The sequence below is a fragment of the Nannocystis pusilla genome, from assembly GCF_020073745.1.
In the GTDB taxonomy this organism is placed as follows: domain Bacteria; phylum Myxococcota_A; class Polyangia; order Nannocystales; family Nannocystaceae; genus Nannocystis; species Nannocystis radixulma.
Map to the genome: position 1 here is coordinate 200,428 of NZ_JAIRAU010000002.1, position 13,685 is coordinate 214,112.

Here is a 13,685-nt window from a genome sequence, read left to right on the forward strand (position 1 = left end):
CGGCGCGGCCGCTCAGGCGAACATGACGCGAGCGACAGCGACCAGCGCCGCGGTCTCGGTGCGCAGCGTGTAGGGCCCGAGGCTGAGCGCGCGGAAGCCCGCGGCGAGCAGAGCGCTGGCCTCGTCGGGGGTGAAGCCGCCCTCGGGGCCGACGCACACGCGCGCACCGGCGCTGACGATCAGTGCGTCGCTCGATGTCGCGCGCAACTCCTCCCACGCGAACAAACCCGGGAGGTCGGCGCGCCGGGTCGTCGCCTCGCGGAGATCCACGGGGCCCGAGATCGCGGGCCGGCGCGGTCGCCCGCACTGTCGCTGCGCCGCCCGCAGCACCCGCGCGATCCGGTCGGCGCCGGGCGCCGCGCCCTGGCTGCGGGCGCAGCGGACCAGCACGACCTCGGCGACCCCGAGCTCGCACAGCCCCGGCAACAGGTCGAGCACCGCGGCCGGCTCCGGCATCCCGAGCAGGACCACGACCTCGCGGGCCGGCTGCGGCGCCGCCCGCTCGGTCACGAGGCGCACCACCGTGCCGCGCGCGTCGCCGCCGACGACCTCGGCGGTCCACAGGCCGCCGCGATCGTCGATCGCGTCGATCCTCGCGCCGTCGGCCACCCGCCGCACGCGGCGGAGGTAGTGCGACTCGCCGGCGTCGAGCAGCACGTGCGCCGGATCGGCCGGCGCGCCGACGAACACCCGCGTGCTCATCGGGCGGCCCGCAGCACCAGCGCGCACCACTCGGCGAGGTCGCGGCGATCGACCTGCTCGAGCCCCGCCGCCGCGTAGGCCGCGAGCACCGCCTCGGCCTCCTCGCCGAGCACGCCGCTCAGGACCACCGTCCCGCCGGGCGCGAGGCGACGGGCGACCTCGCCGGCGATCGGGATCAGCACGCCCGGGCGGATGTTGGCGAGGATCAGATCGAAGCTGTCCGAAAGTTCCAGTACGGTCGCGGCCCGGATCTCGAGCCGGTCTTCGAGCGCGTTGGCGGCGGCGTTCTCGGCGGCGGTGTCGGCGGCGTCGGGGTCGTTGTCGGCGGCGACCACGGCGGCCCGCGGGAACAGCCGCGCCGCCGCGAGGGCCAGGATCCCCGAGCCGCAGCCGAGGTCGAGCACGCGGTCGGGGCGGGCGCCGGCCTCGGCCAGGGCGACCAGCACCTCGAGGCAGAGCCGCGTCGTCTCGTGCTGCCCGGTCCCGAACGCGCGGCCCGGATCGAGGACCAGCTCGAGCTCGGGGTCGCCGTCCTTGCGATCGATCCAGCTCGGCCGCACCAGCAGCGTCGTGCTCGCGGCCGCGAACACGATCGGCGCGTAGAACTGCTTCCACGTGTCGCGCCAGTCGTCGTCGGTGCGGACCGCCGGGGTCAGCCGCAGCGCCAGGCGCAGCTCGGCGGCGAGGCGCTCGACCTCGGCGACGAGGCCCTCGAGGCCGTCGGGGGTGGTGTAAATCGTCAACTCGGGGATCTCGCACCGACTGCCGAGGGTCGACGCGTCACGCGTCTCGACGCCCGCGGCGCGCGGGTCCTCGGCGATGAGCGTCGCCAGCGCCTCGAGCCGCTCCGACGCCTCCGCCAGCTCCGTGGGGTCGATGCCATCGCTCGCGCCGTCGTCCTCGGACCGGCCGCGGAGCTGGACCAAAAGCGTCGCCCACGGTTCGGCGCTCGTCTCTGCTGTCTCTCGCATGGCGCGGCAGTGTAGGCGAGTTCGTCGCAGACTCGACGGATCAAATTGCATGCTCAATTACAAAAACGGCATAGGCTGCTCCGGACACGCGGCCCGCGGGCCCGTGCGCACTTTTTAACTTTATTCGCCCCGGAGCCTCTGCCATACCTCGGGGCCAGATCTGGGCGGCGCCTCCGGCGACGGCGACCCATGAGGGGTTGGCTGTGACGCATCATCCCCCGGGCGCTGCAAGAGGGAGAGGCACATGGTGGCATTTACGGGAGTCAAAGTGTTCTCGGCGACCAAGGCTTGGGAGCGCGAGCAGATCAGCGATCGCATCAACGAGTGGCTCGAGGCCAACCCCGGCGTGGAGATCGTCGACAAGGTGGTCACCCAGAGCTCCGACAGCGAGTTTCACTGCCTGACCATCACCCTGTTCTACAGCCGCCCGACCAGCCGTGGTGCCGCCGCTCAAGCGTCTGCGGCGCCCTGACGCGCCAGCCGCCGCGTGCGAGCAGCCTGATAGAGCCTTTCGCCTTGCGAGAGCCGGCGCCGTCCGCGTCGGCTGTCGAGCTTTCTGACCGCGGGCACGCCTCGCCGACGTCGTCGCTCTCGCGTCCGTGTCTCGGCAGTACGGGACAGGTCCCAAGAGACAGTTTCGACGCGCGCCGCTTGTCGCGCCGACCGGCCTGCGGGTATGGTGCGGCGGCGATGGCACGGGGGCGGCTCAGCGTCGAGGCGTACGCGGCGGGGGTGAGGGCAGGCGAGCGGGCGGTGCTGGCGCGGGCGATCACGTTGGTCGAGAGCCAGCGCGCCGACGATCAGGCGCTCGCGCGCGAGCTGGTGGCCGAGCTGCAGGCCGACGCCGGCGGCTCGCTGCGCGTCGGCGTGACCGGCAGTCCCGGGGCCGGCAAGAGCACCCTGATCGAGGCGCTCGGTCTTCACCTCGTGCGGGACCTCGGCCGCCGCGTCGCCGTCCTGGCCGTCGATCCCAGCTCCGTGCGCAGCGGCGGCAGCATCCTCGGCGACAAGACGCGCATGCAGGAGCTGGCCCGCGAGCCTCGCGCCTTCATCCGGCCTTCGCCCTCGCTCGGCGAGCTCGGCGGCGTCGCGCGTCACACCCGCGAGACCGTGCTCTTGTGTGAAGCGTCCGGCTTCGACGTCGTCCTCGTCGAGACAGTCGGCGTCGGCCAGTCCGAGGTCATGGTCGCCCAGCTCGTCGACTGCTTCCTCGTCCTCATGCTCGCCGGCGCCGGCGACGAGCTGCAGGGCATCAAGCGCGGGATCCTCGAGCTCGCCGACATCCTCGCCATCACCAAGGCCGACGGCGACAACACCGCCGCCGCCGAGCGAGCCCGCGCCGAGTACGCCCTGGCGATGCGCCTCATCCGCCCCAAGCACCCCGGCTGGTCCGTGCCCGTCGTCACCACCTCCTCCGTCACCGGCGCCGGCCTCGCCGCACTGTGGCAGACCGTCGAGCGTCACCGCCTGGCCCTTCAGTCAGGTCCCGCCTGGCAGGCCCAGCGCGAGGCGCAGCACGTCTACTGGCTCTGGCGCGCCATCGAGGCCGAACTGATGCGCCGCTTCGCCGCCGACCCCGCCGTGCTCGCCCGCCGCCCCGAGCTCGAAGCCGCCGTCCGCAGCGGCCGCCTCAGCCCCGACCACGCCGCCGCCGAACTGCTCGCCGCCTTCACCGGCCGCTGACGCCGACGCGGCCTTGTCGCAGTCGATCGTCGCGGAGCGAGGTCGTCGCGCAGCACATCGTCGCGCTGCGAGCGAGCGCCGGATAGGACGCCCAGAGGTCCGTCCGAGGGATGGCCGGCCCCGGCCGTCCCTCGGGCGGAATGTACCTGCGCGAAGAGACAGCCTCCAGCGAAGCCCGCGACCGGCGCTCGGGCCACCCACGAGTGGGCCGTGCCAGCGGTCGGGGGTGCGGTCCTCCGACCATCCGCAGAGAGATGGGCCCGACGAAGGAGGGTCCATCCGCGAGGACTGGGCGGAGGACCGCATCCCCGGCCGCCCGCGAGGCGCATTCGGCAGTTCGCGAAGCACGAGCACCAGGCCTTCGCGCCCCGCACCCTGCGACAAGAGACATGCCCGAACAAGCATGTCTGAAAGACAATGCTCCTCAAGACATGTCCTTCTCGCCAGAGAAAGGGAGGCGCTAGGAGCCCTGGCCGGTGAGGTCGATGCGCCGCCACGCCCCGTTGCGGAAGCGCAGCACCAGCACCAGCGCGAGGAACACCATGTACACGACCATGCTCCACGTCGCCGCGACCGCGCCGCCCTGCCACACGAACACGCTGAGCCACGCCAGCGGCAGCCAGATCGCCCACGAGACGGTGATGCGGGCCGCGAGCGGCCACGCCGTGTCGCCGGCCGCGCGCAGCGCCTCGTTGATCGTCATCACGGCGGCGTCGAGGAGCTGCCACACCGCGCTGATCGCCAGCAGCTGGGCGCCGAGGACCACCACGGCGCTCGAGCCCGCGACCTCGTCGCGGGCGAAGATCATCATCAACGGCACCGGGACGGCGAAGTAGAGCAGGCCGACCAGTCCTTGCCAGCAGGCGGCGACCGAGAAGGTCTGGCGCACGAGTCGGGGCACCTGGTCGTGGTGGCCGCCGCCGATCGCCTGGCCGACCAGCACGGCGCCGGCCGAGGCGAGGCCGAACGCCGGCATGAACGACACCGAGTTGACCGCGCTCACCGCCATGAGCGCCGCGACGGCGACCGTCCCGAGCTCGGCGAGCACGACGTTGATGAAGATCAGGAAGGCCGCGAACTCGAGGAACCAGTTGAGGCCGTTCGGCAGGCCGAAGCGCATCATCCGCGAGAACTCGCGCGCGTTGAGGCGGCCGTCCGAGCTGGCTGGAAGGACAGGTAAGGCGTGTTCGACGGGGCCGAGCATCGCGGGGTCGACGGCGGACTGCTTGCGCGCGCGCCAGAACGCGTGGCAGGCGACGGCGAAGCCGGCGACGCTGGCGAGCACGCTGGCCCACGCGGCGCCCTGGACCCCGAGGGCCGGCGCGCCGAGGTTGCCGTAGATCAGGACCCAGTTGAGGACGATGTTGACGACCATCGCCGTCAAGCTGGCGCGCATCGCCACCTGCGTGTCGCCGAGGCCGGCGAACCAGTTGCCGAGCGCCTCGGCGCCGACGACCACGCCGGCGCTGACCATGCGGATCGCCATGTAGTCGGCCATCACCTCGCGCACCGCCGGCGTGTGGCCGGTCAGCGCGAGGAGCGGGTCGATCGCCGGGATCGCAGCGACGCCTGCGAGCATCGCCAGGGCGGCGAGCCACAGGCCGTACCAGGCGTAGCGGCGCGCGCTGGCGAGGTCGCCCTGGCCGGCCAGCTGGGCCGCGTAGCTCTGGACGATGAACGTGATGCCCATCGGCAGCACGAGGAGCGCGAACGAGTTCAGGGCCCCGGTGGTCGCGGCCGCGAGCGCGTCGTCGCCGAGCGGGGCGACCATCGCGGCGTCGCTGAAGCTGATCACCGACTGCGCCGAGCGTGCGAGCACGATCGGCCAGGCCAGGGTGATGAGCGCGCGGAGTCCCGGGGCCGTGGACATGGGCGCGGGAGGATACTCGCTCGCGCCCGCGCCGTCTCGCGCGTCAGGGCGCGCGCGTGAACTGGGCAGCCGCCGGATCGACGAGGCTGTCGACGCTCACGCGCCCGTTGATGGCGAGGTGGCGCAAGACCTGCCACACGGCCACGGGATCGGCGCCGAGCGCCTCGGCGAGCTCGCGACAGGTCTTGCCTCCAGGGCCGCCGGGCAGCGCCGAAAGCACCGCGCCCTGCAGCTGCAGCACGCCCTTCGCCGCCTGCTTGCCGGCCTCGACGCCGGGCTGGTGATAGGCGTTGACGTCGATCAGCTCGGCGTAGATCCCGACCGCGCGCTCGAACAGCGCGATCATGGCGCCCACCGCGGCGGCGTCGACGTCGCGCAGCACGAGCGTCGCGCTGGCGCGCCCGCGCTCGGCCAGGGCGGCGCGCGTGCCCTGGTAGAAGCCGTCGAGGCAGTCGCCCGAGCTCACGCGCGGCTCGACCTCGACCTGGCCCGGACCCGTGACCTGGCCGTCGAGGTCGCGCAGCACCCGCACGAACACCGCGAAGAAGTTGTGAAGGCCGTCGCGCAGCTGCTGCACGTAGGCGTGCTGGTCGGTCGAGCCCTTGTTGCCGTAGACCGCGAGGCCCTGCCACACCTCGCGCCCCTGGCGATCGAGCCGCTTGCCCAGCGACTCCATCACCAGCTGCTGCAGGTAGCGCGACAGCAGCGACAGGCGATCTTTGTATGGCAGGATGACCATGTCCCGAAGGCCATGTCCCTGGCCCTGCTGGTACCACAGCCACGCCAGCAGCGCGGCCGGGTTGCGCCGCGCCGGGCGCACGCGGCCCCACTGGTCCATGGCCGCGGCCCCGCGCAGCAGGCCGCGCCAGTCGTGCCCCAGCAGCGCGGCCGGCAGCAGGCCGACGGGCGAGAGGACGCTGGTGCGCCCGCCGACCCAGTCCCACATCGGGAAGCGCGCCAGCCAGCCCTCGCGCGTCGCCAGTTCGTCGAGCTGGCTGCCCTCCATGGTGATGGCGACGGCTCGCTTCGGGAATTCGATGGCCTGGCGCGCACACGCGGCCCGCAGCTCGAGCATGCCGTTGCGCGTCTCGGTGGTCGAGCCCGACTTGGAGACGACGAGGATCAGCGTCTGCGCCAAAGTACCTGTCTCTGCGAGCAGGTCGGCGATGCCGGCCGGATCGGTGTTGTCGAGCACGCGCAGGCGGAAGCCGGGCCCGCTGTCGCGCGGGGTCAACGCGGCCTCGAGCAGCTGCGGCCCGAGCGCGCTGCCGCCGATCCCGACGAGGATCGCGCCGGTGAACGGCCGCCCGTCGTCGCCGGCGATCTGGCCGCTGCGCACGCCGGCCGCGAAGGCCTCGATGCTCCGCCAGCTGGCGTGGATAGCGACGGCGATCTGGGGGTCGGGCGCCCGCTCCGGGTCGCGCAGCCAGTAGTGCCCGACCATGCGCCCCTCGTCGATGTTGGCGACGGCTCCGCCCTCGATCCGGTGGAGAGCGTCGAGCGCAGCCTCGAGCCGCGAGGCGTTGGCGGTCAGCGAGGGCTCGTCGAGCTGGGCGTCGGCGAAGTCGAGCTCGATGTCGAGTTCGGCACGGTAAAGGCGCCAGGTGAGGTAGTGGTCGAGTGTGTCGGCCATGTGCGCGCTTTATAGCAGCGTCGCGCGGGGACGGCTGGGGTCGACGAGCCGCTGCGGGCGGGCGGCTGCCTCGGCTGGGGCCGGTGGGCTGATGTTCGGGGTTCTTGGCGGGCTGGTGTTCGGGGGGCGCGGCGGGCTGGTGTTCGGGGGGCGCGGCGGGCCGGCGTTCGGGGTTCGCGAACTGCCGAATGCGCCTCGCGGGCGGCCGGGGATGCGGTCCTCCGCCCAGTCCTCGCGGATGGACCCTCCTTCGTCGGGCCCATCTCTCTGCGGATGGTCGGAGGACCGCATCCCCGACCGCTGGCACGGCCCACCCGTGGGTGGCCCGAGCGCCGGTCGCGGGCTTCGCTGGGAGCTGTCTTTTCGAGCAGGTGCACTCCGCCCGAGGGACGGCCGGGGCCGGCCATCCCTCGGACGGACCTCTGGGCGCGGTATCCGGCGCTCGCTCGTGGCGCGACGATGTGCTGGGCGACGAGCTCGGGCGGACGAGCAAGCGGGGGGCGACGAGGTTGGGCGGTGCTGGCATGATGCGGGATGTGATGCGCGCCCGGGGCTCGAAGATCGTGTTGCTGACAGTTTGTCTCGCGCCGAGCTGTGGGCCGCGGGCGCCCGATCATGCGACCGAGGCGAGCAGCGATGCGGGGTCGACGACGGTGACGTCGAGCGGCGGCGCGACGACGAGCGGAGTGGTGACGACGAGCGGAGCGGTGACGACGGGGATGGAGCTGCCGAAGCTCGACTTGCCGGCGCCGGCGGAGGACCTCTCGTCGGTCGAGCCGGAGCCGGTGCCGGCGCCGGACTGCGACGTGCTTCCGGATGTGCCGGCGGAGGTGACGTGCGACTGGTTCGGCAAGAGGGAGCCGCTCCAGCTCGTGTATGCGTGCCTGTGGGACGCCGATCCGAGCGCGTGTCCCGATCGGCTGTCGGAGACGGCGAATCATGCGATCGATGGCTGCCCGTTTTGCGAGCCTGTCGAGTTCGTCGAGATGTGCGGGCCGGATCCGCGGCGGCCCGAGGCGTGTTGTTACTGGACGGTGGGGATTGTCAACAGCTGCCCGGTGCCCTGGTGAAGCGGTCGGTCAGCCGGGGTCGAGGCCGACGCCGCGGACGATCTCGGCCATCGCCGGACGCGCCCGGGCCAGGTCGGCGCGCGTCTTGATCGGCAAGAAGCGGCGGCGATCGACCCGCAGGCAGGCGGTGCGCGCGAACTCGGTGAGCTGGCCGATCAACTGCTCGAATTGCACGACGGACATGTCCTCCCGGCCAGGCCACTCGATCGTGCGCTCGACCGGGAACCACGTCAGCGGGTGCGTGCGCTCGAGCGCCGCCAGCGAGATCCACAGGGTGTTGGTGTTGAAGTGCGGGTACTGATCGAGGGCTGTCCCCGGGGGCAGGCGGAACGACTCGACGATGATCGGGCGGCCGTCGACCTCGGCCACGCAGCCGCCGGCGTCGTCGGGGGCGCGCGGGACGACCTCGACGCTGAGCTCGGCGCCGGCCTCGACGGCCTCGAGGTGCGCGCCCAAGATCGTCGGGTCGAGCGAGGCGCCGAGGTTGTCGACGTTGGAGACGAGGACGTGCTCGACCCCGCGGGCGCGCAGCTCGGCGACGACGCCGCTGTCACGCACGCGGCGGAGGGTGTCGCCGTGGCCGGGCGCGGCGTAGACGGTGGTGTCGGGCAGGACGTCGGCGCCGGGCAGGCTCAGCAGCGGGGTGCCGTCGGGCAGGACGCGCGGGAGCAGCGACTGCAGGAACTCGAGCCGGTCGCCCGCCGGCACGCCCGACCAACCGATGGTCGCCAGGTGATCGCCGGAGGCGGCGGCCGTGGCGAAGCTGTGCATGACGACCGCGGGGACGCCGGCGGCGCGGACCCCGGCTAGCTTGACGGCCAGGAACGAAAGGTCAGGTCGATCGGGCAGCACCGGCACCACGCCCTTGACCACGCCGCCGAAGCGGGTGGCCATGCCGCCGTTGAGGATCAGGGCCGCGACCTTGCGCGCGCCGAGGGCCGCCTCGCCGCGCTCGCGCCAGCGCGGGCGCGCGTCGACCCGGTCGAGGTCGAGCAGGTCGCCCTCGCCGAGCGGCCGCGGCGGCGCCGGCAAGCGCGAACGCGTGGGGCTCAGCTCGCCGCGAGCCAGGGCGCCACGGAGGGCGTCGAACAGGGCGGCGTCGAAGGCGATGTCGGCGACCGAGGGGCGGACCATGACGCGCTGGTCTTACTCCACGTTCGTCGATCGGTCGAGCGACGCCGGCGAAGGTCACGTGCGGGCCGCGAGATCGAGACGCGGCGACGAAGGCCCCGGCGATTCCCGGCGCCGGCCGTCGACTGCGCGGGGGATGCGGACTGGCCCCGGCGCGAGGTCGACGTCGACTCGCAGTCGCGAGCCACATCGCTGGTGACGCGCGACCGGCGAGGTCGCTTGGGGTCATGCTGATGCGCTCACAGGCGGCCTGCGGCGCGCGCCCACGCGACGGTGTGCTCGAGCCCCCGCGCGAGCGGCCACTGCGGGGCGTAGCCGAGCTCGCGCACGGCCTTGCTGTCGTCGCACCACCAGCCCGGCGCCATGCTGCCGCGGGCCTTGTCGAGGGTGAGCACGGGCGCCTTGCCGCGGAGCCGGCCGATCGCGTGGTTGATGCCGGCGACGGTCCACACGGCCGCGCGCGGCATCGGCAGCGCGAGGGCGCGGCGGCCGAGGGCGGCGGCGGCGGCCCGGCCGAAGCCGACGACGGTGCTGCGCTGGCCGTCGGTGAAGTAGTAGATGCCCGCGCCGGCCGGGTGCGACGGGTCCTCCGAGACATGGTCGAAGGGACAGCCTCGATCGTCGAGCGCGTGCTCGCCGTCGCGGGGGATCGGGCGCCCACGAGCGCCGGCGCGGGCGATGCCGTCGACGAGGTCGAGCGCGTGGATGAACGACATCCACGCCGGGCGCAGGCCGGGCTGGGCGATCACGCCGAACTTGGCCGAGCGGATCATCTGCAGCATGTCGCCGTCGCGCGGGCCGTAGACCGCGGGCGGGCGCACGATCACGGCCTCGACGTCGCCGGCGCGCGCGGCCAAGAAGACCAGCTTCTCGCCGTCGAGCTTGCTGTCGCCGTACAGGGTGAAGCCGACGCGCGGGGCGTGGTGTTCGCGGCGCGCGACCTCGGGGTGCGAGGGGCCGGCGGCCATCAGCGACGACACGTAGACCAGCCTCCGCGGCCGACGAGGCGCGTTGCGGATCGCCGCGAGCACGTTGGCGACCCCGACGGCGTTGGCCCGCGCGAACTCCTCGCGCGTGAACGCGGCGGTCAGTCCGGCCACGTGATAGACGACGTCGGCGCCGTCGAACGCCGCGGTCATCGCGTCGACGTCGGCGAGCGTCGCGTGGACCAACTCGGGCCGCCCGAACGGCCGCGCGAACGCGTCGGCGAGGTTGTCGAGGTTGGCCCCGGCGCGGACCATCGCCCGCACCGCGTGGCCTTCGGCGAGCAACCGATCGACGAGGTGACTGCCGATGAACCCGTTCGCGCCGGTGACGACCACCTTCGTGCTCACGACGCGGGGGATAACCACCCGGTCGGTGCGACGTCAAGGCTGTGACATCGGACCCGAGAGCTTCGCCACGCGTTCGACGCTCTGCGGTCGGCTGTCCGCGCCCGCGTGACATTCAGACAGTGTGCGACGCGTTTCGCAGTCCACACGCGAGCGCATGCGCGAGCAGACCGTCGAGGTCGCTCGTTGAGCCTGCGAGATTGTTGCACTCGAGATTAACTAGCAGCGGCCATACCCGCCGCATGCGACCGCATTTCCCCGCATCAACTTATGCACCGGTTTAAAAAGTTCGGCGATAAGGCCAGCGCGATGCGTTCTGCAACACACGCAGCGACGCGACACCGCGCGCTACACGTGCTCGACAGCGCCGAAGAACCGCTGGCGAACAAAATTTCCGTGACAGCCGCGATACTTTCGCTGTAACTACGCCGGGCCCCGACGTACAGGGGAGTTCCGTGATGGGCCGCGAAGCCGAGCACAGTTTGGCCGACTTCTACTTCTCGGACAGCGACGATCCGCTCTGTCCGCCCGAGGGCTTCGTGCAGTGGGCCGAAGCCGGCTCGTGGGCGATGTCGATGTACGAGCCCCACATGCTGGGGGCCGTCGCACCGCGCATGGCGATCGAGCGGGCCGGCGAGCGCAGCGACGTCATCAACCTCAGCTCGTACAACTACCTCGGGCTCGCGACGCACCCCGAGGTCGTCGAGGCGGCGCAGGAGGCCCTGCGCACCTACGGCACCGGGGCTTGTGGTTCGCCGCTGCTGTCGGGGCTGTCCGATCTGCACCGCGGGCTCGAGCGCGAGCTCGCGGCGTTCCTCGGCCAGGAGGACTGCATCCTCTTCAACAGCGGCTTCGCCGGCGGCATGGGCACGCTGGCGGGCGTGCTGCGCAAGGGCGACGTCGCCGTCCTCGACGCCAAGACGCACCTGTGCTCGATCGACGGCGTCAAGCTGTCGCGCGCCAAGCTGGTGTTCTTCGACCACAACGATCCCGACTCGCTCGACCAGGCGCTGACCGACAGCGAGGGCGCGCGCCGGCTGGTGGTCGTCGAGGGCGTGTACTCGATGGACGGCGACACGGCCGACCTGCCGCGGCTGCTGCCGGTGGCCGAGAAGCACGGCGTCGGCGTGCTGATCGACGAGGCCCACTCGATCCTCGTGTACGGCGCGAACGGCCGCGGCGTGGTCGAGCACTACGGCGCCGAGAAGTCGATCGGCCTGCAGTTCGCGACCTTCAGCAAGGCGTTCGCCGGCTGCGGTGGCTTCACCGTCGGGCCGCGCGCGCTGCTGCACTACATGCGCTACTACATCAACGCCTACGGCTTCAGCTGCGCGCTGCCGCCGGCGGTGGTGGCCGGCCTGCGCAAGGCGCTCGAGGTGGCGACGCGCGACAATTCGCTGCGCGAGACGCTGTGGGCCAACACCCGCTACTTCCGCGAGAAGGCGCTGCAGATCGGGCTCGACCTCGGGCACGGTTCGAGTCAGGTGGTGCCGATCATGGTCGGATCGGATCGACGGCGGCTGTATGAGTTGACGCGCACGCTGCACCGCCGCGGCCTGTTCCTCGCGCCGGTCGACTACCCCTCGGTGCCGGAGGACGGCCTGCGCTTCCGCGTCGCGATCACGGCCGCGCACACGCGCGCCGACCTCGACCGCGCGCTCGAGATCCTCGAGGACACGATCATCCGCGGCCGCGTCGACGAGGCGGCCGAGTGAGCGGGACAGGGCAGGGGGCACGACGATGACGACGCTGGTGTTCATGTTCCCAGGGCAGAGCTCGCGCTACCCGGGGATGCTCGGCAAGCTGGCCCGGCTGCATCGCCGCGCGGCCGAGGTGCTGGCGGTCTGCAGCGACGTCCTCGGCCGCGACCTCAACGCCCACACCAGCGAGGACAACCCGACGGCGTTCGAGCGCAACGTCGACGTCCAGGTCGGGGTGTTCGTCGCCAACCACATGATGCTCAGCCTGTTGCAGGCCGAGGGCGTCGACGCCGAGCTGTCGCTGGGGCTGTCGCTCGGCGAGTACAACCACCTCGTGCACATCGGCGCGCTCGAGCTGCCGGAGGCGCTGCGCCTGGTCCAGGCCCGCGGCGAGGCCTACGACGCCGGCCCGCGCGGCATGATGGCCTCGGTCCAGCCGCTCGACCTCGAGACGCTCGAGGAGGTGGTCGAGCAGATCCGCGGCCAGGGCCTCGGCGTGCTCGAGATCGTCAACCTCAACTCGCCGAGGCAGCACGTGCTGTCGGGCGACGCCGCCGCGGTCGAGGCCGCGGTGACGCTGCTGGAGGACGAGCACTTCGTGGTGCCGACGATCATCGAGCGCCAGGTGCCGATGCACTCGTCGCTGTTCGAGCCGGTGGGCGCGGCCCTGCGCCCGCACCTGCAGCGGGCCCGCTTCCGCGCGCCGCGGCTGCCGTACCTGCCGAATCGCCGCGGCGAGTTCGTGCCGGCCCCGACGACCGCCGAATTCGTCGACCTGCTCGCGGCGCACGTGCACACGCCGGTGCTGTGGCGCAAGTCGATCGACCGGGTCGCCGAGCGCCACCCGGGCGCGGTGTTCGTCGAGGTCGGCCCGCGCCAGGTGCTGCACAACCTGCTCGACCGCAAGTGGTCGACGCGCCCGAAGTACGCCACCGACAGCCGCGACGACGCGGCGGGGCACCTCGCCGGCGTGCTCGCGGCGCTGCGCCAGCACCTGCCGCCGACGACGCGCAAGGACAAGGCTCAGGAGGCGTCGTGGACGAGCTGAGCGGCCTGGACACGCTGATCAAGCAGCACCGGCGCCGGCCGGTGTTCGTGCCCGGGGAGGGCTCCACGCGGGTGGAGTTCGGCCGCAGGGACATCGAGCGGATGCTGCCGCACCGCGACCCGTTCCTGTTCGTCGACGCGATCGACGCGGTCGAGCTGCCGCGCGGCGCCGAGGTGCCGGGGATGATCCGCGGCGTGCGCACGATCGACGCCGGCGACGCCGTGTTCGCCGGCCACTTCCCCGGCGACCCGGTGTACCCGGGCGTGCTGCTGGTCGAGGCGATCGGGCAGCTCGGGATCTGTCTCTTGCACCTCATGGCCAAAGGGACAGCCAGCATCGATCCGGGCGACGCCCCGGCGCGGCTGCGGCTGCTCAAGGTCCACCACGCCCTGTTCCAGGGCGGCGTCCGCCCGGGCGACCGGCTGACGCTGCTCGCCCGCTCGCTCGAGCACAGCGACTACGTCTCGACCTGCGTCGGTCAGGCCCTCCGCGGCGAGGAGGTCCAGGCCCTCGCGGTGTTCGAGGTCTACCTGATGGACTGACCCC

The 13,685-nt window shown here is 72.5% G+C and carries 12 protein-coding genes; 5 read left to right on the top strand and 7 right to left on the bottom strand.

The window, feature by feature from the left end; all coding sequences use genetic code 11:
• Nucleotides 1-12: 12 nt before the first annotated feature.
• Entirely contained in the window at nucleotides 13-702 is a 690-nt protein-coding gene (locus tag K7C98_RS06800) for an RsmE family RNA methyltransferase (RefSeq protein ID WP_224190742.1), read from the bottom strand.
• On the bottom strand, nucleotides 699-1,673 hold the full coding sequence (locus K7C98_RS06805; RefSeq protein ID WP_224190743.1) for a 50S ribosomal protein L11 methyltransferase: 975 nt from the start codon (nucleotides 1,671-1,673) through the stop codon (nucleotides 699-701). The genes K7C98_RS06800 and K7C98_RS06805 overlap by 4 nt, the downstream gene beginning before the upstream one ends.
• Nucleotides 1,674-1,917: 244 nt before the next feature.
• Between K7C98_RS06805 and K7C98_RS06810 the strand changes: the two genes are divergently transcribed.
• Together K7C98_RS06810 and meaB are read left to right on the top strand one after the other, a co-directional pair.
• Nucleotides 1,918-2,145 (top strand): hypothetical protein, encoded by a 228-nt coding sequence (locus tag K7C98_RS06810; protein WP_224190744.1) that lies wholly within the window; start codon nucleotides 1,918-1,920, stop codon nucleotides 2,143-2,145.
• 218 nt (nucleotides 2,146-2,363) lie between these two features.
• A complete protein-coding gene (meaB, locus tag K7C98_RS06815) occupies nucleotides 2,364-3,356 on the top strand; it encodes a methylmalonyl Co-A mutase-associated GTPase MeaB (protein ID WP_224190745.1) in 993 nt (330 codons plus the stop codon).
• Nucleotides 3,357-3,816: 460 nt separating this feature from the next.
• Here meaB and K7C98_RS06820 read toward each other — a convergent pair whose 3' ends face one another.
• From K7C98_RS06820 to K7C98_RS06840, 5 genes are all read right to left on the bottom strand, one after another.
• Nucleotides 3,817-5,226, bottom strand: a complete 1,410-nt coding sequence (locus tag K7C98_RS06820; protein ID WP_224190746.1) for an MATE family efflux transporter — start codon at nucleotides 5,224-5,226, stop codon at nucleotides 3,817-3,819.
• Between the two features lie 43 nt (nucleotides 5,227-5,269).
• Nucleotides 5,270-6,859 carry a glucose-6-phosphate isomerase gene (locus tag K7C98_RS06825; RefSeq protein ID WP_224190747.1) on the bottom strand — a complete coding sequence of 530 codons (1,590 nt, stop codon included), beginning with the start codon at nucleotides 6,857-6,859 and terminating at the stop codon, nucleotides 5,270-5,272.
• Between the two features lie 613 nt (nucleotides 6,860-7,472).
• A complete protein-coding gene (locus K7C98_RS06830) occupies nucleotides 7,473-7,712 on the bottom strand; it encodes a hypothetical protein (RefSeq protein ID WP_224190748.1) in 240 nt (79 codons plus the stop codon).
• Nucleotides 7,713-7,938: 226 nt separating this feature from the next.
• Nucleotides 7,939-9,063: a UTP--glucose-1-phosphate uridylyltransferase gene (locus tag K7C98_RS06835; protein WP_224190749.1), complete on the bottom strand. Its 1,125-nt coding sequence runs from the start codon at nucleotides 9,061-9,063 to the stop codon at nucleotides 7,939-7,941.
• 236 nt (nucleotides 9,064-9,299) lie between these two features.
• Complete coding sequence (locus K7C98_RS06840) at nucleotides 9,300-10,394, bottom strand: NAD-dependent epimerase/dehydratase family protein (RefSeq protein ID WP_224190750.1); 1,095 nt, start codon at nucleotides 10,392-10,394, stop codon at nucleotides 9,300-9,302.
• A 455-nt stretch (nucleotides 10,395-10,849) separates the two neighbouring features.
• Here K7C98_RS06840 and K7C98_RS06845 point away from each other — a divergent pair, with 455 nt between their 5' ends.
• From K7C98_RS06845 to K7C98_RS06855, 3 genes are read left to right on the top strand one after another with little or no spacing between them, the layout of a single operon-like run.
• Nucleotides 10,850-12,106: an aminotransferase class I/II-fold pyridoxal phosphate-dependent enzyme gene (locus K7C98_RS06845; RefSeq protein ID WP_224190751.1), complete on the top strand. Its 1,257-nt coding sequence runs from the start codon at nucleotides 10,850-10,852 to the stop codon at nucleotides 12,104-12,106.
• A gap of 43 nt (nucleotides 12,107-12,149) precedes the next feature.
• Nucleotides 12,150-13,139, top strand: coding sequence for an ACP S-malonyltransferase (locus K7C98_RS06850; RefSeq protein WP_224190752.1), 990 nt, complete (start codon nucleotides 12,150-12,152; stop codon nucleotides 13,137-13,139).
• Nucleotides 13,127-13,681 carry a 3-hydroxyacyl-ACP dehydratase FabZ family protein gene (locus K7C98_RS06855; RefSeq protein WP_224190753.1) on the top strand — a complete coding sequence of 185 codons (555 nt, stop codon included), beginning with the start codon at nucleotides 13,127-13,129 and terminating at the stop codon, nucleotides 13,679-13,681. Before K7C98_RS06850 ends, K7C98_RS06855 begins: the two co-directional genes overlap by 13 nt.
• Nucleotides 13,682-13,685 lie beyond the last annotated feature (4 nt).